The 21620-nt window shown below is 37.8% G+C and carries 20 protein-coding genes; 15 read left to right on the forward strand and 5 right to left on the reverse strand.

Going from position 1 to position 21620, the window contains the following annotated elements; translation table 11 throughout:
• Nucleotides 1-46 precede the first annotated feature (46 nt).
• The 5 genes from pxpB to aspA all read left to right on the forward strand — a co-directional run bounded on the left by pxpB (nt 47) and on the right by aspA (nt 5126).
• The gene (pxpB, locus tag SFC47_RS04230) at nt 47-817 is read left to right on the forward strand and encodes a 5-oxoprolinase subunit PxpB (RefSeq protein ID WP_411252992.1); all 771 of its coding nucleotides are present in this window, start codon (nt 47-49) and stop codon (nt 815-817) included.
• Entirely contained in the window at nt 810-1568 is a 759-nt protein-coding gene (locus SFC47_RS04235) for a LamB/YcsF family protein (protein ID WP_411252993.1), read from the forward strand. The genes pxpB and SFC47_RS04235 overlap by 8 nt, the downstream gene beginning before the upstream one ends.
• Nucleotides 1569-1572: 4 nt before the next feature.
• A complete protein-coding gene (locus SFC47_RS04240) occupies nt 1573-2517 on the forward strand; it encodes a 5-oxoprolinase subunit C family protein (protein WP_411252994.1) in 945 nt (314 codons plus the stop codon).
• Between the two features lie 175 nt (nt 2518-2692).
• On the forward strand, nt 2693-3577 hold the full coding sequence (locus tag SFC47_RS04245) for a YitT family protein (protein ID WP_411252995.1): 885 nt from the start codon (nt 2693-2695) through the stop codon (nt 3575-3577).
• Nucleotides 3578-3701: 124 nt separating this feature from the next.
• Nucleotides 3702-5126, forward strand: coding sequence for an aspartate ammonia-lyase (aspA, locus tag SFC47_RS04250; RefSeq protein ID WP_411252996.1), 1425 nt, complete (start codon nt 3702-3704; stop codon nt 5124-5126).
• A 63-nt stretch (nt 5127-5189) separates the two neighbouring features.
• On the opposite strand, the gene SFC47_RS04255 is transcribed toward aspA, so the two are convergent.
• The 4 genes from SFC47_RS04255 to SFC47_RS04270 all read right to left on the reverse strand — a co-directional run bounded on the left by SFC47_RS04255 (nt 5190) and on the right by SFC47_RS04270 (nt 8427).
• Nucleotides 5190-6389, reverse strand: a complete 1200-nt coding sequence (locus tag SFC47_RS04255) for a polysaccharide deacetylase family protein (RefSeq protein WP_411252997.1) — start codon at nt 6387-6389, stop codon at nt 5190-5192.
• Nucleotides 6390-6606: 217 nt separating this feature from the next.
• Entirely contained in the window at nt 6607-6957 is a 351-nt protein-coding gene (locus SFC47_RS04260) for a hypothetical protein (RefSeq protein WP_411252998.1), read from the reverse strand.
• Nucleotides 6958-7038: 81 nt separating this feature from the next.
• A complete protein-coding gene (asnA, locus tag SFC47_RS04265; RefSeq protein ID WP_411253620.1) occupies nt 7039-8028 on the reverse strand; it encodes an aspartate--ammonia ligase in 990 nt (329 codons plus the stop codon).
• A 192-nt stretch (nt 8029-8220) separates the two neighbouring features.
• Entirely contained in the window at nt 8221-8427 is a 207-nt protein-coding gene (locus tag SFC47_RS04270) for a methionine aminopeptidase (RefSeq protein ID WP_411252999.1), read from the reverse strand.
• A gap of 115 nt (nt 8428-8542) precedes the next feature.
• On the opposite strand from SFC47_RS04270, the gene SFC47_RS04275 reads away from it, so the two are divergent.
• The 4 genes from SFC47_RS04275 to SFC47_RS04290 all read left to right on the forward strand — a co-directional run bounded on the left by SFC47_RS04275 (nt 8543) and on the right by SFC47_RS04290 (nt 11306).
• On the forward strand, nt 8543-8710 hold the full coding sequence (locus tag SFC47_RS04275) for a hypothetical protein (protein WP_179292604.1): 168 nt from the start codon (nt 8543-8545) through the stop codon (nt 8708-8710).
• A 102-nt stretch (nt 8711-8812) separates the two neighbouring features.
• Nucleotides 8813-9160: a PadR family transcriptional regulator gene (locus SFC47_RS04280; RefSeq protein WP_411253000.1), complete on the forward strand. Its 348-nt coding sequence runs from the start codon at nt 8813-8815 to the stop codon at nt 9158-9160.
• Nucleotides 9141-9779 (forward strand): HAAS signaling domain-containing protein, encoded by a 639-nt coding sequence (locus SFC47_RS04285; protein WP_411253001.1) that lies wholly within the window; start codon nt 9141-9143, stop codon nt 9777-9779. The genes SFC47_RS04280 and SFC47_RS04285 overlap by 20 nt, the downstream gene beginning before the upstream one ends.
• A gap of 60 nt (nt 9780-9839) precedes the next feature.
• Nucleotides 9840-11306, forward strand: a complete 1467-nt coding sequence (locus tag SFC47_RS04290) for a DUF4153 domain-containing protein (RefSeq protein WP_411253621.1) — start codon at nt 9840-9842, stop codon at nt 11304-11306.
• A 53-nt stretch (nt 11307-11359) separates the two neighbouring features.
• On the opposite strand, the gene SFC47_RS04295 is transcribed toward SFC47_RS04290, so the two are convergent.
• On the reverse strand, nt 11360-12154 hold the full coding sequence (locus tag SFC47_RS04295) for a TIGR00266 family protein (RefSeq protein ID WP_411253002.1): 795 nt from the start codon (nt 12152-12154) through the stop codon (nt 11360-11362).
• Between the two features lie 392 nt (nt 12155-12546).
• Between SFC47_RS04295 and SFC47_RS04300 the strand changes: the two genes are divergently transcribed.
• The 6 genes from SFC47_RS04300 (at nt 12547) to SFC47_RS04325 (ending at nt 21529) form a co-directional block, all read left to right on the forward strand.
• Nucleotides 12547-14295, forward strand: coding sequence for a SulP family inorganic anion transporter (locus SFC47_RS04300; RefSeq protein ID WP_411253003.1), 1749 nt, complete (start codon nt 12547-12549; stop codon nt 14293-14295).
• Between the two features lie 24 nt (nt 14296-14319).
• Complete coding sequence (locus SFC47_RS04305; RefSeq protein WP_411253622.1) at nt 14320-14676, forward strand: ArsR/SmtB family transcription factor; 357 nt, start codon at nt 14320-14322, stop codon at nt 14674-14676.
• A gap of 148 nt (nt 14677-14824) precedes the next feature.
• Entirely contained in the window at nt 14825-16639 is a 1815-nt protein-coding gene (locus SFC47_RS04310) for a TIGR04190 family B12-binding domain/radical SAM domain protein (protein WP_411253004.1), read from the forward strand.
• A 238-nt stretch (nt 16640-16877) separates the two neighbouring features.
• Entirely contained in the window at nt 16878-17078 is a 201-nt protein-coding gene (locus SFC47_RS04315; protein ID WP_007083969.1) for a cold-shock protein, read from the forward strand.
• 171 nt (nt 17079-17249) lie between these two features.
• Nucleotides 17250-18395, forward strand: coding sequence for an exonuclease SbcCD subunit D (locus SFC47_RS04320; RefSeq protein ID WP_411253005.1), 1146 nt, complete (start codon nt 17250-17252; stop codon nt 18393-18395).
• A complete protein-coding gene (locus SFC47_RS04325; RefSeq protein ID WP_411253006.1) occupies nt 18392-21529 on the forward strand; it encodes an SbcC/MukB-like Walker B domain-containing protein in 3138 nt (1045 codons plus the stop codon). Before SFC47_RS04320 ends, SFC47_RS04325 begins: the two co-directional genes overlap by 4 nt.
• Nucleotides 21530-21620 lie beyond the last annotated feature (91 nt).

Raw genomic sequence — 21620 nt, forward strand, 5'->3', positions numbered from 1 at the left:
TTTTTTATTGCATAATTGTGTTGTCTTCAATAAAGTAAAGAGTAATATGAATAATTCTTGTGATAAGCAGGTGATGTTAATGGGAGTGGAAATCGTACCATTAGGTGATTCGGCCATCACTATTTCCTTTGGAAATAAAATCGATGTTAAGATTCATGAACAAATACATCAATTTCTACATGTTTTTAGGAATCTTAATGTGACAGGCGTGGTAGAGTGTGTGCCGGCCTATACCACTATTTCCATCTTTTATGACCCTAAAAAAATAACCTATAGCCAAATAGAGAAAATAATATGTTCAACCTTTCAGGATGCTCAGGAAGTGCCTGAAATAGAATCATTTGTCTATCAAATACCGGTTTATTATGGAGGGGAAACAGGGCCGGATTTAGGTTTCGTGGCAGATTACAATAACATGAGTGAGCAAGAAGTTATTAACTTACATGCAAATAAAGAATACTTAATACATATGATAGGGTTTGTACCAGGTTTCCCTTATCTTGGAGGACTCACAGATAAAATCACCGCTCCTCGTTTAGAAAGGCCGAGATCCAAGATACCAGCAGGATCAGTAGGGATTGGAGGAATTCAAACGGGGATTTATCCTAGAGAGGTGCCTTCAGGCTGGAGGATTATTGGTATAACCCCATTACGGCTATTTGATATCGAGAATGAAAAACCGTCGCTTTTATCCGCAGGAGATCATGTGACCTTTCTGCCAGTGGATTATGAAGAGTTTATTAACATAAAAAAACGGGCAGCAGCAAAAAAGTATGAAATAATGACATACAAAAAAGGAGGTAATGGGTATGATTGAAATAGACCTTAATTGTGATCTTGGGGAGAGTTATGGGGTCTATCAAATTGGAAATGATAGAGAGATTTTGAAGTATATTTCATCTGCAAATATTGCTTGCGGCTACCATGCAGGAGACCATAATGTGATGATGGAAACCGTTAAATTGGCTAAAAAATATAATGTGAGGATAGGTGCCCACCCTGGGTTACCTGATTTAGCCGGGTTTGGCAGGCGTGAGATGAATATGAGCCCAAGAGAAATCTATAATCTCATACTCTACCAAATTGGGGCCTTAGCTGCAATTTGTCAAGCACAAGGTGTAAAATTGGTTCATGTTAAGCCTCATGGTGCACTCTATAATATGGCAGCTAGGTGCCGTTCCACCGCTGATGCTATTGCACAGGCAGCAGCTGATTACGACATCAATTTAATCTTGTTTGGTTTATCAGGCAGTGAACTGATCATCGCAGGTAAAGAAAAGGGGTTGCAGACAGCATCGGAAGTGTTTGCTGACAGAACCTATCAATCTGATGGCACTTTAACATCAAGAGTCGAACCAAACAGTATGATTCATGATGTGAAGTATGCATCAGAAAGGATGATACGTATGGTTAAGGAAGGAAAAGTCAAAGGTGCAGATGGTACCGATATAGCGATCTGTGCAGATACCATATGTATTCATGGAGATGAACCTGCAGCTTTAGATTTTAGTAAGAAACTAAAGGAAGCTTTATTAAAAGAAAAAATAGGGATAAGAAAGAGTTGGTAGAAAAATGACTGTGCCAATCTTTAAGGTCCTAAAACCTGGACTGCAAACAACCATTCAAGACCTTGGCAGGTATGGATTCCGTGAGTATGGAGTCAGCCCATCAGGAGCAATGGATCCATATTCTTTACAACTGGGAAATTTATTAGTAGGAAACCCTCTTTATGAGGCTGCACTTGAAGCATCCCTTCTTGGCCCGGTTTTACTGGCGTTAACTGACGTCTCCATCGCAATATGCGGTGGTAATCTCACTCCGAAAATTGATAATCAAGAGGTCCCTCTCTGGAAAAGCACCGTAATCAAGAAAGGACAAACTCTCTCATTTGGCAGGGTTAAGGCAGGAGCAAGGGCGTATGTTTCGGTTGCAGGGGGTATTCATGTTCCACTTGTATTAAATAGTAAATCAACCTATTTAACAGGTAATTTTGGCGGTTTGGAAGGCAGGGCACTAAAAAAAGGGGATTTACTTCATGGGCATCCTAGGACCATAAGAAATCGATTTCTTCACGACGAGTTTATTCCAGAATATACGAACCCGTTAACACTGCGAATAATAGCCGGCCCTCATCAAGATAAATTCACTCCATTAGGAATTCAAACTTTCCTAACTGAAGAGTATATTATCACTCCTCAATCAAACCGAATGGGATATCAATTATCTGGCCCAAAAATTGAGCATAGCAGTACGGCCGATATTATTTCCGACGCCATTCCCTTAGGAGGAATTCAAGTCCCATCAAGCGGACAGCCCATTATATTAATGGCTGAGCACCAGACAATAGGAGGATATTCTAGAATTGGAAGTGTTATATCAACAGATATCCCTCTTCTTGCTCAAGCAAAACCCGGAACAATGGTAAAATTCGAGGAGATTTCACTTCAATCTGCTCAAAATCTCGTTATTGAAAGCTGGAAAAAGATAAAATATCTTGAATGGTTTTCTCGGTCATAACTTTAAAAACGTGAACTTAAATTCATGTTTAATAGATTTTATGGTATAATAATAGGGGAAATTCATTCATGAATGTTAAACAACATGGTAATAATAACCTAGTCTCTAAAATTAAAGTGCTAATTTAATTTTTTTACTATGGTTTTATTAATAAATTTTTATAAGGTGTGATTTTGTGACAGAATTAATAAACGGAAAAGTGCAGCATCGAAAACTTTCACTTAGTAAAAAAATCTTTCGAGCGATATCCATTACTCTCGGAGCTGTTCTAATGGCTGTCGGTCTAGAGATCTTTTTAGTCCCTAACAAAGTAATTGATGGCGGCGTAACAGGTATTTCGATCATGTTATCTCATATTACTGGTATTGAACTTGGTATCTTTCTCTTCCTGTTAAACCTGCCGTTTGTTTATTTAGGGTATAAGCAAATGGGTAAAACCTTTGCAATTTCCACTGTGTATGGAATTATTGTATTATCTGTTTTTACAACATTATTTCACCCAATTCCTGCATTTACCGATGATATACTCCTTGCAACAATCTTTGGCGGTATGATATTAGGAATTGGTGTTGGTATTGTTATTCGGTTTGGCGGTGCTTTAGATGGTACAGAAATACTTTCCCTTGTAATTACCAAAAAGGTTCCATTTTCTGTCGGGCAAATCATTATGTTCATCAATATCTTTATTCTAGGTGCAGCAGGATTTGTGTTTAGCTGGGATCGTGCAATGTATTCTTTACTAGCTTACGTTATTGCTGCGAAAGCCATTGATACGGTAGTAGATGGATTCGAGGAATCAAAATCTGTCTGGATCATTAGCGATGTGGCAGAAGAAATTGGAAACGCGGTAAATGCCCGCTTAGGTCGTGGTGTAACATATCTTAAAGGTGAGGGAGCTTATACTGGTGATGATAAAAAGGTTATTTTCAGTATCATTACCCGACTTGAGGAATCGAAACTGACAACGATTGTTGAGGAAATTGATCCAAATGCCTTTTTGGCAATAGCTGACATTTCTGAAGTAAGAGGCGGCCGTTTCAAGAAGAGGGACATCCATTAATTTTTATATCTTACGAAAAATCTCGGGGACGAATTCTCTGGGATTTTTTTATTGTCCTCTTTCAACTGTTTTTATGTTACATTTGATGTGTAACCGATAGATTACAAGAAAAGGATGAAATGGGATGTCAACAGACAAGAAAAGAATCGAGAAGGATTTCCTTGGGGAGAAAGAAATTCCGGTTGAGGCGTATTATGGGATTCAAACAATAAGGGCAGTAGAGAATTTTCCTATTACAGGATACCGAATTCATGAGTCCCTCATTAAAGCGTTAGCAATGGTCAAAAAAGCAGCTGCGATTGCGAATATGAATACAACAAGGCTGTATAAAGGACTGGCTGATGTTATCATCCAGGCTTCAGATGAAATTATTGCTGGAAAATGGGACGATCAATTTATCGTGGATCCGATTCAAGGCGGTGCGGGGACATCGATGAATATGAATGTCAATGAAGTGATTGCAAACCGTGGTCTCGAACTACTTGGCCATGAAAAAGGAGATTACTTTCATTTAAGTCCTAACACACATGTTAATATGTCACAATCTACGAATGACGTGTTTCCAACAGCAATACATATATCAACTCTAACATTGCTAGAAAAATTACTAGTGACAATGGAAGATATGCAGAAAGTATTTAAACAAAAAGCTGTCCAGTTCGAGAAGGTTATCAAAATGGGACGTACACATCTTCAGGATGCTGTTCCAATTCGTCTTGGACAAGAGTTTGAAGCATATGCAAGGGTTCTTGCTCGTGATATCAATCGAATTAAACATACACGAGAGCATTTGTTAGAAGTGAATATGGGAGCGACAGCAGTAGGTACAGGTTTGAACGCTGACCCTAAATATATTAAAGATGTCGTGAAACAGCTTGCCGAAATCAGTGGTTTTCCGCTGATAAATGCGGAGCATCTTGTGGATGCGACTCAAAATACAGACGCTTATACTGAGGTTTCAGCTGCTCTAAAGGTATGCATGATGAATATGTCCAAAATCGCAAATGACCTTCGCTTAATGGCTTCAGGTCCGCGAGCAGGGCTAGGTGAAATCCGTCTTCCGGCACGTCAGCCAGGATCATCCATTATGCCAGGTAAAGTGAATCCAGTAATGCCGGAATTAATCAATCAGATTGCTTTTCAGGTAATTGGCAATGACCATACCATCTGTCTTGCTTCTGAAGCTGGCCAACTGGAACTTAATGTAATGGAGCCTGTTTTAGTCTTTAACCTTCTTCAATCAATTAGTATCATGAATAACGGCTTCCGAGCCTTTACGGATCATTGCTTAGCAGGCATTGAGGCAAATGAAGAGCGCTTAAGAGATTATGTAGATAAAAGTGTGGGAATTATTACGGCAGTTAATCCACATTTAGGCTATGAAGTCGCAGCTCGAATTGCTAGAGAAGCAACACTTACAGGAAAATCTGTTCGTGAACTATGTCTTCAATATGATGTTTTAACAGAAGAGGAATTAGATATTATCTTGAATGTCTATGAAATGACTGAGCCTGGAATTGCTGGGGAAGAACTTCTTGATAGAGATTAATATTTAAAGAACAATTATTGTATGGATAAGAGGGTGCCCAAGGGAAGGCACCCTATATCTGTATCACAAATCGAGTAATTCCGTTAGGGTAACTAAGTTATATCCCAATGATTTCAGGATGGGGATGACTCTATCGACTGCCTCAGGTGTATTAATTCCCCCGATATGCATAAGGATTATGTCTCCGTTGCTTGCTCCAGATTGTATTCTTGAAATAATCACATCAACTGAAGGCTGCTGCCAATCAATGGTATCAATAGTCCATTGGATGCTGTATGGATATCCTGCCCCGCCGACAGCTTTTAGGGCAGCTGCATTATATGACCCAAAAGGGAACCGGAAATACGGCTGTGGGGATACCCCAGTTGCTCTCTTTATGGCTTCTTCTGCTTTTATAATATCCTCGATAAAAAGATTTGTATTCGTAGTGGCAGCGTCAGGGTGGGAGTAGGTGTGGTTTCCAATATCATGTCCTTCCGCTGCCATTCTCTTTGCATATGCTGGAAACTTATCAGCCCAGCTGCCTGTAAGGAAAAATGTAGCTTTAACGTTATGCTTTTTAAGAACATCCAATATCGCGATTCCTATTGCATCACTGCCGGCATCAAAGGTTAATGCGATTTCCTTTTGTTGGGGGCTGCCGTTTGCAATGATGACAGATGGTGCTGCTTTTGGCGGGTTTTCTTCTTTTGGCGTGTCTTCGGACAGTGGCGGAGGCTCAACGTTTTTTCCATATAACTTTAGGATTTGACCAACGAAGATCGTATCGGAGGGGAGATGATTCCATTGCTTTATTTTTGCAACAGTCAAATCAGCCCTTTGGGCAATTGACCATAAGGTATCTCCGGTCACTACTTTATAATCCAAAGTTCCATTCTCCGGGATCGTAATTTTCGCAGGTTCATCTGGTATAGGATCTGTTGGTCCCTCATCTTGTGGATCTTCATCCTTTGGGTCTTCACCTCTTGGTTCTTCATCTTTCGGCTCTTCATCTGTTGGATTTTCAGTTGGAGGATTTTCTTTATCCTGATCCTTGCTCCCATTATCAGGGGTTTCGGTAATGGGTGGAGCAGGATTATTTTTTCCAGGCTTTGAGAGGTCCCAATTTAAGAAGTACAACATAATTACAAAGGCACATAAACTTAAGAATGTAAGTGTAAAGTAAATCCACTTCCCCCTTTTTTTCTGGAGGTGAGAAACAACTCCCAATACTAGGAATAATGAAAATAGCATAAGAGTAAGGATCATTATTAATCCTGTCAACGATAATTCCCCCTTATTAACAAGAATGAATAGGGAGCAGAATTCAAAGTTGGGATTATTATTGATTGTGGTTACGTAAAGAGTGTTTTAGAGGAGGTAAATAAGAGGAACGGATTTCTGCCTTAATAATATCATATGTAGGTCTTTAGGCAGATGTCACGATTACTATAAAAAATAAAATAACCGCACGTTGTTTCCATCCGTGCGGTTTGGTGAATTATTTTTCACTGTTCTTGTCATCTTTTTTGTCATTCTTTTTATCACTTAATGCTCTGTAAATTTGCGTATACATACTGCCTTCTTGAATGTTTTCTAGAAAAAAAGGACCAATAAGCTCTAAGTATTCCTCATCATCAAACATCCTTTTGTTTTCTAATTCCATTTCACCTAACCCATCGTATGTAGAGAGAAGTGCATAGGTATGGTCTTCACCAGAGATAGGTGTGAGAATTTCAACATGATGGTTATAGTTATCATTTCTGAATTTTTTAATCTCACGTAAATTATCTATTGCTTCTTTAAATTTATCCTGCTTAATAACAAACGTCTGATATACAAATACAGACATTAAAGCACCCCCAGAGTAATATACAAACGTACATATCATTATAAATCTCCAGAAATGCTTAGTATTATTCAGGGCTTGAAATTACAACAAAGTGATGTTTGCTTTTCTGCAGTCTTCAACGATTTCATCATTCCAGACGGAAACCTGAACTTCACCGATGTGAACTTTTTGTAGAAAAAACATACATATTCTTGATTGCCCAATTCCTCCGCCAATGGTATAAGGCAGTTCTTTATTTAGAATAGCTTGATGATATTCTAAGGACTTTCTATCTTCAGTTTTTGAAATTGTTAACTGCTTTAACAGTGCCTCTTCGTCAACACGAATACCCATGGAAGAAACTTCAATCGATTGCTCTAAAAGGGGATACCAGAAAATAATATCACCATTTAGTGTCCAATCATCATAATCGGGTGAACGTCCATCGTGTTTCTCACCAGATAATAATTGACCGCCAATTTGCATTATAAACACTGCACCATATTCTTTTGCAATCCTGTCTTCTCGCTCTTTCGGTGTAAGTTCAGGATACTTGGTTTCCAGTTCTTGTGTGGTAATAAAATGAATCTCATCAGGCAGAACAGGCTCTAATACGGGATAGTGTTCATGTAAATGTTTTTCAGTGTTTTTAAAAACTTGAAATATTTTTTGTACTTCCGATTTTAAAGTTCCTAAATTACGCTCATCTTTTGTAATAATTTTCTCCCAATCCCATTGGTCTACATAAATGGAATGCAAGTGGTCAAGAACTTCATCTCTTCTAATCGCATTCATGTCTGTGTATAATCCATAATCATGGGCAAAGCCATACCTCGCCAAAGCCATCCTCTTCCATTTTGCTAACGATTGAACAATTTCAATATTTGCATTTTTAATATCTAATGCCTCAAAAGAAACGATTCTCTCGACACCGTTTAGATCATCATTCAAACCCTTTCCAGACTTTAAAAGGATAGGGGCTGATACTCGAGTTAAATTTAAACTCTCAGCTAAGGAACTTTCAAAGTAATCCTTCGTTTTCTTTATTGCCACTTCGGTTTGCAGCAGGTCTAATTTAGAACTATAATGCATTTGAGTAGACAGTGAATGTTGAATCAAATTAATAACCTCCAGAAAATCAAAATAAAAAACAATACTTATCAGAAATAACCCCAAAAAGAATATTCTGAAATTATAGCAAAATTATGATTTCCTTTCCATAGGTTTAGAGCAAACAAAAAAAAATCTCTCCAACGATTTGACTCGTATAGAGAGATATATTCACTATCTTAGCTGATCCCAATCAGAATATGAACCGCTGCCTTGACATCCTGGGCAATCAACTGAGTTATAATAGGCAAATTCATTGTATGGATAGACTGTAAAGCCTCTTCCATAACAATCTGGACATTTGTCTTGATTCCTCATATGAGAAACATGATTTTGGTATCTTGTTTCTCTCCATTGATTAAAGGAGTTAATTAATCCCATATTTCACACCTCATCGTTTTTTATTTATTATGATGAAAAAATGGAATAATTATGCAGAAAAACATCCGTGTATGTTTTTAACCATGATTCCCAAACTAACAAAGAGGTGATTCTTTTGAGTGATTGGAATGAACAAGCAGCACCCAACAATAATATTCCACCAAGAATTGTTAGACCTTTTGAGCGCCGTGATCAAAGTGTTAATCATGAGTTTTCGGAAGAGTTATCTGATGGCGGTGAACGTGACGAATTTATCCAACATCAAAAAAAGATAAAGAAATAGTCAAAATGGTGACGATAATAAAAATCGTCACTTTTTATTTTACAAATCATTTTTTATAGTGTAGAATTTCTATGTACCTAATAATTCTAGGTAGGTGAGAAAATGTTTAATCGTGAATTGGTTAAAGGAAGCACATCATTAATTTTGCTTCAATTGTTAAATGAAAGAGATATGTACGGATACGAATTGGTAAAAGAATTAGAGCAGCGAAGTGAAAATGGACTTAGCGTTAAAGAAGGGACATTATACCCCGCCTTGCACAAGCTTGAAAAACAAGAGTACATAGAGTGCTATTGGCAGGAGCAGGAAAAAGGCCCCGCTAGAAAATACTACAAAATAACGGAAGCTGGAAAAGATGTACTGAATGAAAAAACCCGTGAATGGCAGGATTTTGTAAAGGTGATGAACAAGGTAATAGGGAGATCAAAGCATGGAACGGCCGAAGAATAAGTTTCTTGAATTGCTTGAAAAAGGGCTGGGGGAGCATCAGGATAAGAAAAATATCCTAATGGAATATGAAGTTCATATCGATGAAATTCTTTTTGAATCTTGTGATTGCAGTGATGAGAAGGAACTAATGGAACGATTAATATCCAGGCTCGGAAATCCTGAGGAAATAGCAGCCATGTGGAAAGAGGAGCTCTCTGTAACACCGAGTAATATGAAATGGCTCTTTATTCTAATGAATATTTTCTTTTTTGGTGGAGGGAGCTTATTAACACTATTCCATAATCTATTTAATTGGAAATGGCTTTCTATAATATGGAGCCATTTAACAGCTATCCCAGTCTTAATTGCCTTTATTTATATGTTCTTTTGGGCATTACTTGGCTATGAAATTGGTAAAGGGTTTGGACATGGAGGAAAAAAACTTTTAAGAAGGACATTTTTACTGTCATTGATACCAAATCTGTTGTTAATGGTCTTAACAGTTTTTGAAATTATTCCCCATTCGTGGTTTGAACCTTTATTAACAAATACATTTATTATTGCTTGTATCATTTTGACCATCATTCTATATCCAATTAGCTGGCTTGGATATGTATGGGGTAAGAAAGTATCGGTATAAGCAGTTTTTTTTACCTATATACCTAGCAATGCTATGTATATAGAATTTCTATATTTAGGGGTGATTATTTTGGAATTGAAAATAGGTAAATCAGAATGGATTTTTCTATTCTTATGTATGGTGTTAGGAATTGTGGCGGAGGAAGCTTTTTTTAGGGCTGAAATAGGCATTTCGTATTTGGTTTTTATCACTGCATTTTATGGATTGTTTTTTTACCGCTATCGCGGGTTCTCCTTCGCTCACCAGCGATTTGGATACCTTGTGCTTATCTGTATTTGGTTGTTGGCAGCGGGATACTTTATTAATGATAATTCATATTTTTTTGCACTAAATATATTAGTGATTCCCGGGCTTGTGTTTTTTCATCTTATATTAATAACAAGTCAGAAAAATATTAGATGGAACAAATCAGCTTTTATAACTTATATGCTTTCAAAATTGTGGTTGGCAATTAAGTATAATTTTCAATTTTTGTCACAGTTGGGAACGTATTTTAAGCAGGGGGTAGACGAAAGTAAATTTCTTGTTTGGAAAAAGGTGTTAATTGGAATTTTGATTTCAGTACCGGTATTGTTTGTTGTTTTAGGATTACTCATTTCTGCGGATTCTCAATTTGAGAGAATGTTAGGCGGAATTCCACAGTGGTTTCAAATGCTTGATGGGGAAGTAATTTTTAGAATCATGATTGTCCTGTTCTATACCTTTGTCTTCTTTGGTCTCATGCAGGCTCTAATTAAGAAACAAATAAATGTTATCATCCATGATGATAAACAAAAATTTACTTTGGATGGGATTATCACCCTTACGTTTCTTGTGTTAATAAATGTAGTGTATGTATTGTTTACGATTGTCCAATTTAAATATTTCTTTAGCGGAACGCTGCAAGGAGATTTCACTTATGCAGAATATGCAAGAAAAGGTTTCTTTGAACTTTTATTTGTGACCTTAATCAATCTGACAATTACCATTCTCGTTTTAACTTATGAGAGTAAATCGACAGGGTATATAAAACGAATTATTCAATCGCAGCTAACCATCTTAGTCATTTCAAGTGGTGTGTTATTAAGTTCTGCTTTCATGAGGTTAAGCATGTATGAGGAGGCATATGGATTTACCTTTATCAGGGTGATGGCGCATTCGTTCATGATTTTTCTGGTTGTCATCTTTATGTATACATTGGTGAAAATATGGATGGAAAAACTGTCATTATTCCACTTTTATTTTATTAGCGCTTTACTCTATTACACCCTTATGAATGTGATCAATGTCGAACAAATAATCGTGACAAACAACCTGGAACGCTATGAACAAAATGGCAAGGTCGATATACACTATCTAAATAGCTTGTCTCACACAGGGGTTCTAGGGTTAATTGACTTATACAAAGTAACCCCTGAGCTTCCAGGATTGAAGGATATTTTAATAGAGAGAAAAAATGAAGCAAATATAAGCCATATTTCATGGCAATCCTATAATCTTAAACGAATTCAAGCTAATGATGAATTAAGAAAACTTCAAATACAATAAGTTGAATTCTATATAAAAAACCGGGCAGCATGCCCGGTTTTAATTTGGCTCCTTTAATCCCCGCCAAAGATATCAAAGATTCCTTTTGCAATGCTGCCTTCTCCCTTATCTCCACCGCGGTGTGGCGCAGCTGCAAAGACACGGCTGGCGAGCCGGCTGAAAGGCAGGGATTGGATCCAAACTGAACCTGGTCCTTTAAGTGTCGCAAAAAACAAGCCTTCTCCGCCGAAAAGAGCTGTTTTTACACCCTTAACCATTTCGATATTATAATCGACTCCACTGGTCATCGCCACCAGACATCCTGTGTCTACCCGCAATGTTTGACCAGGGAGGAGCTCCTTTTTGGTAATGGTTCCACCAGCATGAACAAAAGCCAAACCATCGCCTTCGAGCTTTTGCATAATAAAGCCCTCACCGCCAAAAAATCCAGCGCCAATTTTCCGCTGGAATTCTATTCCAACGGAAACACCTTTAGCAGCTGCTAAAAAAGCATCTTTTTGACAAATGATTTTTCCGCCTAATTCACTTAAATCCATAGGAATGATTTTACCAGGGTAGGGCGAGGCAAAGGAGACATGTTTTTTGCCGTGACCCTGGTTAGTAAATGCGGTCATGAACAAGCTTTCCCCAGTAATGACCCGTTTACCAGCGCTGAATAATTTACCCATAAGTCCACCTGCGCCTGAGCTGCCAGAACCATCTCCAAAAATGGTCTCCATATGTATGTCGTCTTCCATCATCATAAAGCTTCCTGCTTCAGCAATAACGGTTTCATGAGGATCTAGCTCCACCTCAACAAACTGCATATCATCGCCATAAATCTTGTAATCAATTTCATGATTATTCATCTTTTTCCCTCCTTTTATCGAAACTCCCTTATAATTCCATTTTATAAGATTCAAGGAAAAAGTGCTAATTTAAACATAAAAAAAGACGTCTGCATATAGCAAGACGTCTTTTTGCGTATTGAGGCGAAAAACCACACTCCACATAGTGCGCTCCAAAAGGAATGTTTCTCGGCTTACACAATTCAGCTCATCGCTCAATTAATATAACACAGTGCCAGAGTTAAATACAACTGGAAAATTTTTTTTATTTTAATCCACCCAATGAAAGCGCTAGCATAAATGTTATCAAAAAGTAATTTGGAAAAATTAATACAAATGTCTTGATTCTTAATCTGTATTCCTCTATATTCAAATAATCAGATATACAAATTTAAAAGATAAGAAGGGTTCATATGTTTAGTGACAAAAGATTCCATCAATATTCCTTAAGAAATGTACCAAAGGATGTCCTATCAGGACTCATTGTCGGTGTAATTGCTATTCCTCTAGGGATGGCCTTCGCAATTGCTTCAGGGGTGAAGCCGGAATATGGAATCTACACAACAATTGTAGCCGGAATCCTCATTTCTCTATTTGGAGGTTCAAAGTACCAAATAGGCGGTCCAACCGGTGCCTTTATTCCAATTTTATTTGGCATTGTTATGACGTACGGATACGAAAACTTGTTAATAGCAGGCTTTTTAGCTGGTATCATGCTGCTCTTAATGGGAATCTTCAAAATGGGATCATTAATAAAATTTATCCCAAGACCTGTAACCATTGGATTCACAACAGGGATAGCAATCACCATATTCACCGGACAAATTGCTAGTTTCCTAGGGTTGAGGGGGATAAAAAAACACGAAGAATTTATCAACAATTTAAACGAACTTATCATTCACATTGATACTATTAATCTTTTAAGCATCCTAACAGCATTCATGTGTTTAGCAACCATTATACTGACTCCCAGGATTGCTCCTAAGGTCCCAGGTCCACTAATAGGATTAGTTGTTTCAACTATGATTGCAACCTTGCTTTATCCAGGTCAAGTAGCAACGATAGGAAGTGCATACGGACAGATTCCAAGTTCGCTGCCAAAGCTCCAAATACCTGACTTGAGCATTGAAATGATTATTACTCTATTAAAACCAGCATTTGTCATTGCTATGCTTGGCGGGATTGAGTCCTTACTTTCAGCAGTCGTGGCAGATGGTATGACCAATAGTAAGCATAACAGTAACAAGGAACTAATTGGTCAAGGGATTGCCAACATGGTAACACCTCTCTTTGGAGGAATACCGGCCACAGGGGCCATTGCCAGGACGGCTACGAATATAAAAAACGGGGCAGTATCTCCATTATCAGGGATCATACATGGGATCGTAGTTTTACTTGTATTAATGTTTTTTGCTCCATTTGCATCTTATATTCCTCTTGCGAGTATGGCACCGATATTAATGGTTGTAGCTTGGAATATGAGTGAACGGAAGGTATTTGTTCACATATTAAAAACAAAATCGACTGATTCACTCGTCTTAGTCGTGACCTTTTTATTAACGGTTTTTGTAGATTTAACAACAGCGGTTGAAGTCGGTTTGGTGTTGGCTGCCATCCTTTTTACAATGAGAATGAGCAAATTGATGACAACAAGAAAGGCATTGCCAAACCTAGAGCATAAGCATCGAAAGGTCGAGACTCAAATCGTATCTGATTCACATGATTGTCCGCAAGTCAGTATTTATAATGTTAGTGGTCCACTATTTTTTGGAGCTGCACAAACCTTTGAAACTTCGATAATGAATACGATAAACTATCGTCCTAAGATTCTTCTTTTGCGAATGAGCAGGGTTCCTTTTATGGATACCACTGGTGAAGCCAATTTAGCTAGTATCGTGTCCCATTTTTCAAAAAATGGTATAGTAATTATATCGGGAATAAACGAACAGCCTAAAAATGTTTTGATTAGTACGGGTTTATATGATGTGATTGGTCAAGAGCATTTCTTTACACACACGGGTGACGCCATTCAGTTTGCGTTATCAGAATTGGATCGTAATAAATGTCTTGGCTGTAAACACTTCGCATTTAAAGAGTGTAAGAAACTCTCGGCACAAGAGGTAATAGAAAGCGGCAAACAGAAGCTCTCGGCTACTTTCTAGAATAGAATTAGGGAAGTGAATGGATTGAATCTTGAAATGCAGCAATTTAAAGCGGAATTTTTCAAAGCACTTGCACACCCCTTAAGAATCCGTATTTTGGAGCTGCTAGCAGAAGGGGATAAAAATGTTAATGAAATTCAAACCCTGGTTGGCAGTGAAGGCTCTGCTGTTTCGCAGCAGTTAACGATTTTGCGGGCAAAGAATATTGTTACAGGTACCAAAGAAGGAAATAAAGTTATTTATACCCTAAAGGATCCAATGATTGTTGAGCTATTAGCTGTAGCCCGTCAGATATTTAACAATCACTTAGTTGATACGATCACGATATTGGATAAGTTTAGAGATGAAGATGAAGAAGTAGTCACTGTGCCGAAGAAATAATTTTCTTCGGCTATTTTTTATGTTTAACCCTGGGAAAATCTTGTTTTCATAACTATCAATTAATTGTAATATTTGTACCATCTTTTTCCTTGATTTCTATATTACTATAGAGGTGTAACCAAATATAAGAAATGTAGGAAGTGATCAAATGATTTACGACTTGGTACTGCTGCATCCGCCAACAGTTTACGATTTCAGAAATGAAATGCTATTTACCGGTCCAATCAGTGATGTGGTTCCATCTTCTCCAGTTTTTGAAATGTACCCTGTGGGGTTAACGAGTATTGGGGATTATCTTGAACGCTATGGGCTAAAAGTGAAGATTGTAAATATTGCTAATCGAATGCTTTTAAATCCAAAATTTGATGTAGAGAAAAAAATAAAAAATTTGAAGGCAAAGGCATTTGGGATCGACCTTCATTGGCTGCCACATGCACACGGCAGTGTAGAGCTGGCTAAAATTGTTAAGAAATATCATCCTGACACCCCGGTAATGTTTGGCGGGCTGTCCAGTACTTATTTTCACAAAGAATTAATTGAATATCCATGGATTGATTTTGTTGTCCGCGGTGATACCACTGAAAAATTAATCCTAATGCTGCTGAATAAATTAGAGAAAAAGGATGTTACCGGATTCCACGATATCCCAAATCTTACCTGGAAGCGGCATAATCAATATTTTTATAATGAGATTACCTATGTACCAGATAATCTTGATGAGTTTAATTTACCAGGTTATCGGTATATAATCGGTTCGGTTTTTAAATATTTTAATCTATTAGATCCACTGCCTTATAAGGGGTGGATGCGGTATCCAAATACAGCAATATTAACATCAAAGGGTTGTAACTATAACTGTTTAATCTGCGGCGGTTCTAAAGATGCTTATGAGCTAAACTGCAATCGGAAGAAATTGGTTATGCGGTCGCCTCAAAAAATGTTAGAGGATATTACTTTAATTCAAAGGTTCACCCGAGCACCAATCTTTCTTTTAAATGATATAAGACAAGGCGGAAAGGACTATGTTGATGAGTTCCTCGATGGCTTATCTAAAATGAAGCTGAAGAATGAGTTAGTCTTTGAATTATTTAATTATGGTGATGAAAAGTTTTTTGAACGCTTGAATAAGGCCATACCAAAATATAGTATTGAGCTTACCCTTGAATCTGCGGATGAAGAAATTCGCAAATATAATGGAAAACTGCCATGTACAAATGCGAAGGTAATTGAAATGCTCCAATTTGCATTGAAACAAGGCTGTGCCAAAATTGATTTATTTTTCATGACGGGGATACCCAATCAAACGTATGAAAGTGCGATGAGAAATGTTGATTTTTGTGAAAATATTCACAAAGAGTGCGGCGGAGCTCCGAATATTTCCTACTTTGTTGCACCACTTTCGCCATTTCTTGACCCTGGCAGTCCGGCCTTTGAAAATCCAGAGAAATACGGGTATAAAAAGTTCTGCAATAGACTAGAAGACTTCCGTGAAGCAATGAAGCAGCCATCATGGAAAAACATGCTGAGCTACGAAACCAATAGCATGACCAGAGAGGAGATTGTAAAGGCTACTTATGACTCCGCTTTGAAGTTAAATGAATTTAAATACAAGAACCAAATCATTGCAAAGGACGTTTATGATGAAGTCAAGTTGAAGATTGAGAAGTCAGTCGAGTTCCTTACGAGGCTGGATGCACTCGAACTCTTGCCTTTGGATGAAAAACAAAAACAGCTTGCTATTATCAAGGATGAAGTGGATGAGATTAATCGTCATAGTATTTGCGGGGAAAATGAACTGAAATGGGAAGTCAAAAAGCTTTTTGCTAACTTTCCTTCCCTAACCTATATTGGTTTAGAATTACTCATTAAGGATGTGTTAAAAGATATAAAATGTAAATTTGGCAAGATTGATAGGAATCAAGTTATGGTTACAATTCCAAGCGGTAAACCCCACCAAAAGTAATGCAGAAAAAACAGCATAAAAGCCTTGAGAATCCCGAATTTTGTAGGCTTTTGTCTATATCACTTTATTGACAGTGAATCGGAAAAATGTTAAATTTTAGACAGCCGTTGCACGAGATTAGATTTATGTTACAAAGCTTGTTCAAGTTTGGATAAGAAAGTGGAAGTAAAGCTATCACGTTGTAATTTGGTGAATTTTACACATGGCTTAATCTAAGCCAATAGGAGGATTTTTTTACATGAAAAACGGTAAAGTAAAATGGTTCAACTCTGAAAAAGGTTTCGGATTTATCGAAGCTGAAGATGGAAACGACGTATTTGTTCACTATTCCGCTATCCAAACTGAAGGTTTCAAAACTTTAGAAGAAGGTCAAGAAGTATCTTTCGAAGTCGTTGAAGGTGCTCGTGGACCACAAGCTGCTAACGTAACTAAGAAGTAATTTATGAAGCTAATGATTTAACAGCCCGGCCAATGTGCCGGGCTGTTTTTTGATGGGAATGAAATTTATCTTCCCCCAGTATTACCTGTAATTGCTTAGTTTTCCATCCTCATTTAAGATGATATTTTGCTATAATAGTATCTATGAGTTAAAAAAGATGGGGTGACGTAAATGAAATTTATCCATACTGCTGACTGGCATTTAGGTAAGTTAGTGCACGGTGTCTATATGACAGAAAACCAGCGTGAAGCACTAAATCAATTTATCAATATTGTCGCAGAGGAAAAGCCCGATGCTGTTGTGATAGCTGGTGACTTGTATGACCGTTCAGTGCCGCCAACTGACGCAGTGGAATTGTTAGATGAAATCCTGTTCAAAATCAATGTAGAGCTAAAAACGCCAGTCGTTGCGATTGCTGGAAACCATGATAGCGCTGAACGTCTGTCATTTGGAAGCTCTTGGTATAAGCATAGCCAATTCTACTTATCTGGTAAACTTTCAGATAGCTTAAAGCCAGTCCAGATTAATGGAGTCAATTTCTTTTTAGTTCCATATGCAGAACCAGGAATGGTACGCCAGCTTCTAAGTGATGATTCGATACACTCCCATCAGGATGCTATGAAAGCATTGATTGGAAAGATGGAGAAAAACTTGAATCCCAATGAGCCCAATGTGTTGGTAGGACATGCCTTTGTCCTTGGCGGGCAGACTTCTGACTCCGAACGCATTTTATCCGTTGGGGGATCTGGTTGTGTGGGAGCTGAGCTATTCGAACCATTTTCTTATACGGCACTAGGTCATCTCCACAGTCCGGATGCTATTAAACATGATAAAGTAAAATATTCCGGTTCTCTATTAAAGTATTCCTTTTCAGAAGCAAAGCAAAATAAATCAATCTCCATTATAGAAATGGATGAGAAAGGAAATTTCTCTCACCGCTTGCGTTCCTTGAATCCTACACATGATATGCGTGAACTCGAAGGGCATCTCGAGGAGCTGCTAGATCCTTATTTTTATGAAAAACAAAAATTAAATGATTACCTGAAAATTACCTTGCTGGATGAAGGTGCACTCCTTGATCCGATTAATAAACTGCGTCAGGTATACCCGAACGTATTACATCTAGAACGAAAAATAGATATTACTGATTTAAAGAAAAAGCAGTCAATTAACATCACTCAAAACGAGAAAAAATCAGAGCTGGACTTATTTGAACAATTTTATAAGGAAATGACTACGCTTGATTTTTCTACCGATAAAAAGGAAGTAATGGCTGATGTGATTGGAAATGTGTTACGTGAGGAGGGTGCAAAGTGAAACCATTAAAACTAACTATGCAGGCATTTGGTCCTTATGCAGATATTGAAACAATTGATTTCGCACAGCTTGGAAATCGTACAATGTTTGTTATTTCTGGTAAAACAGGAGCAGGGAAGACTACGATATTTGATGCTATTAGTTATGCGATTTATGGAAAGGCAAGTGGTGAAGACCGTAATGGGCCTGAATTACGAAGCCAATTTGCAAGACCTGATTTGGTAACAGAGGTTTCTCTTGACTTTGCTATCCGTAATAAAGTTTATTCGATTACTCGTCTGCCTCAACAGCCAAAAAAGAAGGAAAAGGGTGAAGGTTTTACTACTTTACCGGCAAAGGCGGAATTGTACGGCTGGGATGATAAAGGTGAAAAGAAATTATTGGCTGCCAAAATCAACGAGGTAGATGAAAAAATAAAAGAAATTATGTTAATTGACAGCAACCAGTTCCGCCAAATATTAATGATACCCCAGGGTGAATTTCGTAAGCTATTAACGTCCGACAGTAAGGATAAAGAAGTGATTTTACAGCGGCTGTTCCATACACAAATTTATAAAATGGTGGAAGACAGGCTGAAAGTAGAATCAACAGAATTAAAGAATTCTGTTGAAATGCAGGTTCAAACTAGAAATGAGAACCTAAGACGTATTCACGCTGTAACAAATGATGAGCTTAAAGAATATCTACAAGCAGACAGCGTTAACGATCTAATTATGATGCCTTTATTACAGGAAGAAATCAGTGGGATGGAGAGCCTGCTTGAAAAATTGGTTGTGAAATTGAAAGAAAAAGAGCAGGAACAAGACTCCTTAAAAGTGAAATTATTTGAAGCGGAAACAATACTAAAACAACTTCAAACAAGAGAATCGTTAAAAGCAGAAAAAGTTCAACTTGAATCTCAAACGGAGGTTTTTGCGGATAAAGAAAAGCAGGTACACCTAGCACATAAAGCTGCATTACTTGCACAGCAAGAAGAGCTATGCCATCGTCTAAAGCGTGAATTGGACCAGTTGAAGGGAAATGTAAATTCTATACAGGACGAAATTGAAAAATTAGATGTCCTTACAAAGCAATCTGAGCAATTGTACCAGGCAGAAGAAGAGCGTGAAGGTGAACGGCAAAAAGCATTAGAAGCTATAAATCAATTAATAAATATGAAGGACGATGTATACTCCTTTGCTGAGCTAGTAAAGGAGTCACAAAAAGTGGAAAATTCGCTTAATGCTTCCAAAGATAAGCATCTGAAGGCAGAAAATAACTTTATCAGCCTAGGGGAACGAATCAAAGCCCTAAACGACAAAAAGATTGTTATTGAAAAGGGTAAGCTAAAATATCTGGAAAATGAACGTCAGATTGAAAAAATGCAGAACGAGCTTGAAAAGCTGGAAAAATATGAACTTAACCTTGGACGTCATAAAAAAGTGGTACAAGATCTTAAAGTGAAGTCCGATAGGTTCAAAAATACAACTGCTAGGTATTTGGATGCAAAGTCACTTGTTGAAGAAATGGAGAATCAATGGCTTCATGGTCAAGCAGCGCTTCTTGCAGCAAGACTAACGAATGGTGAGGCTTGTCCGGTTTGCGGCTCGGAGCATCATCCATCTCCTGCATCGTCAAATCAAGCGACGATTCCAAATGAAGAGGACCTAAAAGCAGCCAAGCAGCAGGCAGTTCTTTTAGAAAAAGAGAAATCACAAGCAGAATCACAGTATTTTGAAAGCCAATCAATTGAAAATGCACAGCGGGAAAAATGTGAAGAGATTTTAAATGAAATTCAATCTTTTCGTATTGATTTTAAGGAATCAGATTTACAACTGACAAAAACTGAATTGATTTCAAATAAAAATAAAGTCCTTGATGCCCAAAAAGTCCTTGCTGGTCAAATAAAAATGCTAGATCAAATTGACGTTGAACTAGAAAAGAACGAAAAGGAAAAAACAGAATTACAAAGGGCTATTCAAGAGCATTCTGTTCATGTATCAGAGTTGACGGTACAGTTTACGGAGAATAAAACGAATTTAACTAGGATGATGAAGGTAATACCAGAAAATCTTCGCACGCAGGCAGCCTATGAGTCAGCACTAATGAATACAAAGAAACATCATGAAATGTTAGTGCGAAGGCTTGAGGATGCGAAGCAGCGATTCCAAGCAGTGAAAGAAAAACAATCCTCAGAAACAGCTAGATTACAGGATGCATTAAAGCACCATTCTAGCAAAGAGAATGAGTTGAAAATAGAGAAAGAACTCTTTGTTAATAGACTTAGCGAGCAAGGTTTTATTAATTATGGGGAATATCATGGAGCTAAAAAAAGTGAAGCCGAAATTCGGAATCTTGAAGGCCAAATCCGCAGTTATCGTGAAGAGCTGCGTTCTGTTTCAGACCGTTTAAAGGAATTGACTGAGCTACTAAAAGATATAAAGGCGCCAGATGTTGACGGTTTAAAGGCTGCTTTAAACAGTCTAGCCCATGAAATTGATGAACTTACCAATCAGCGGACAAACCTGTTTGTTAAGAAGCGGGACAATCTTGAGATTTATCGCAATGTCGAAAGAATCAATGAGCAAATGAAGGTGTTGGAGGAACGATATAAGTTAATAGGACATCTTCACGAAATTGCGAAAGGACAGAATACGTATCGAATTACATTTGAACGCTATGTTCTTGCTGCTTTCCTAGATGATATTTTGCGGGAGGCAAATGTTCGATTAAGGAAAATGACCGCAGGACGATTTGAACTTTTAAGAAAAACAGATCGTTCGAAAGGGAATGTTCAAAGTGGTTTAGAACTTCTGGTCTTTGACCAATATACGGGTCAAGAGCGCCATGTAAAGACATTATCTGGCGGAGAAAGCTTTAAAGCCTCTCTCTCATTAGCTCTTGGGCTGGCAGATGTCGTACAAAACTATGCGGGCGGCGTTTCATTAGAAACGATGTTTATTGATGAGGGCTTTGGGACGCTTGACCCTGAATCACTTGAACAGGCAATTGAAGCGTTGATGGATATCCAAAGCAGTGGACGCTTAGTCGGAATCATCTCCCATGTTCCGGAGCTTAAGGAACGAATAGATATAAGATTAGAGGTCATTGCTGGCCAAACCGGCAGCAGGACAGAATTTATTTTTACAAACTAACAAATTTGTTGTTTGGAGTGACACAAAGTGAAAAGAGGAGTATTTATGGTCACTCAAAAAAAACACGAGAGTTCACATTAGGAATCTCGTG

This window comes from Neobacillus niacini (assembly GCF_046591715.1).
In the GTDB taxonomy this organism is placed as follows: Bacteria; Bacillota; Bacilli; order Bacillales; family Cytobacillaceae; genus Neobacillus; species Neobacillus niacini_L.

Excerpts from the sequence above, each read along its gene's own strand:
- SFC47_RS04270 (WP_411252999.1), bottom strand. The coding sequence starts at position 8,427 with ATGGGATTAATTAACTCCTTTAATCAATGGAGAGAAACAAGATACCAA.
- SFC47_RS04310 (WP_411253004.1), top strand. The coding sequence starts at position 14,825 with ATGATTTACGACTTGGTACTGCTGCATCCGCCAACAGTTTACGATTTC.
- aspA (WP_411252996.1), top strand. The coding sequence starts at position 3,702 with ATGTCAACAGACAAGAAAAGAATCGAGAAGGATTTCCTTGGGGAGAAA.
- SFC47_RS04315 (WP_007083969.1), top strand. The coding sequence starts at position 16,878 with ATGAAAAACGGTAAAGTAAAATGGTTCAACTCTGAAAAAGGTTTCGGA.
- SFC47_RS04285 (WP_411253001.1), top strand. The coding sequence starts at position 9,141 with ATGGAACGGCCGAAGAATAAGTTTCTTGAATTGCTTGAAAAAGGGCTG.
- SFC47_RS04280 (WP_411253000.1), top strand. The coding sequence starts at position 8,813 with ATGTTTAATCGTGAATTGGTTAAAGGAAGCACATCATTAATTTTGCTT.
- SFC47_RS04300 (WP_411253003.1), top strand. The coding sequence starts at position 12,547 with ATGTTTAGTGACAAAAGATTCCATCAATATTCCTTAAGAAATGTACCA.
- pxpB (WP_411252992.1), top strand. The coding sequence starts at position 47 with ATGAATAATTCTTGTGATAAGCAGGTGATGTTAATGGGAGTGGAAATC.
- SFC47_RS04320 (WP_411253005.1), top strand. The coding sequence starts at position 17,250 with ATGAAATTTATCCATACTGCTGACTGGCATTTAGGTAAGTTAGTGCAC.
- SFC47_RS04240 (WP_411252994.1), top strand. The coding sequence starts at position 1,573 with ATGACTGTGCCAATCTTTAAGGTCCTAAAACCTGGACTGCAAACAACC.
- asnA (WP_411253620.1), bottom strand. The coding sequence starts at position 8,028 with ATGCATTATAGTTCTAAATTAGACCTGCTGCAAACCGAAGTGGCAATA.
- SFC47_RS04260 (WP_411252998.1), bottom strand. The coding sequence starts at position 6,957 with ATGTCTGTATTTGTATATCAGACGTTTGTTATTAAGCAGGATAAATTT.
- SFC47_RS04295 (WP_411253002.1), bottom strand. The coding sequence starts at position 12,154 with ATGAATAATCATGAAATTGATTACAAGATTTATGGCGATGATATGCAG.
- SFC47_RS04235 (WP_411252993.1), top strand. The coding sequence starts at position 810 with ATGATTGAAATAGACCTTAATTGTGATCTTGGGGAGAGTTATGGGGTC.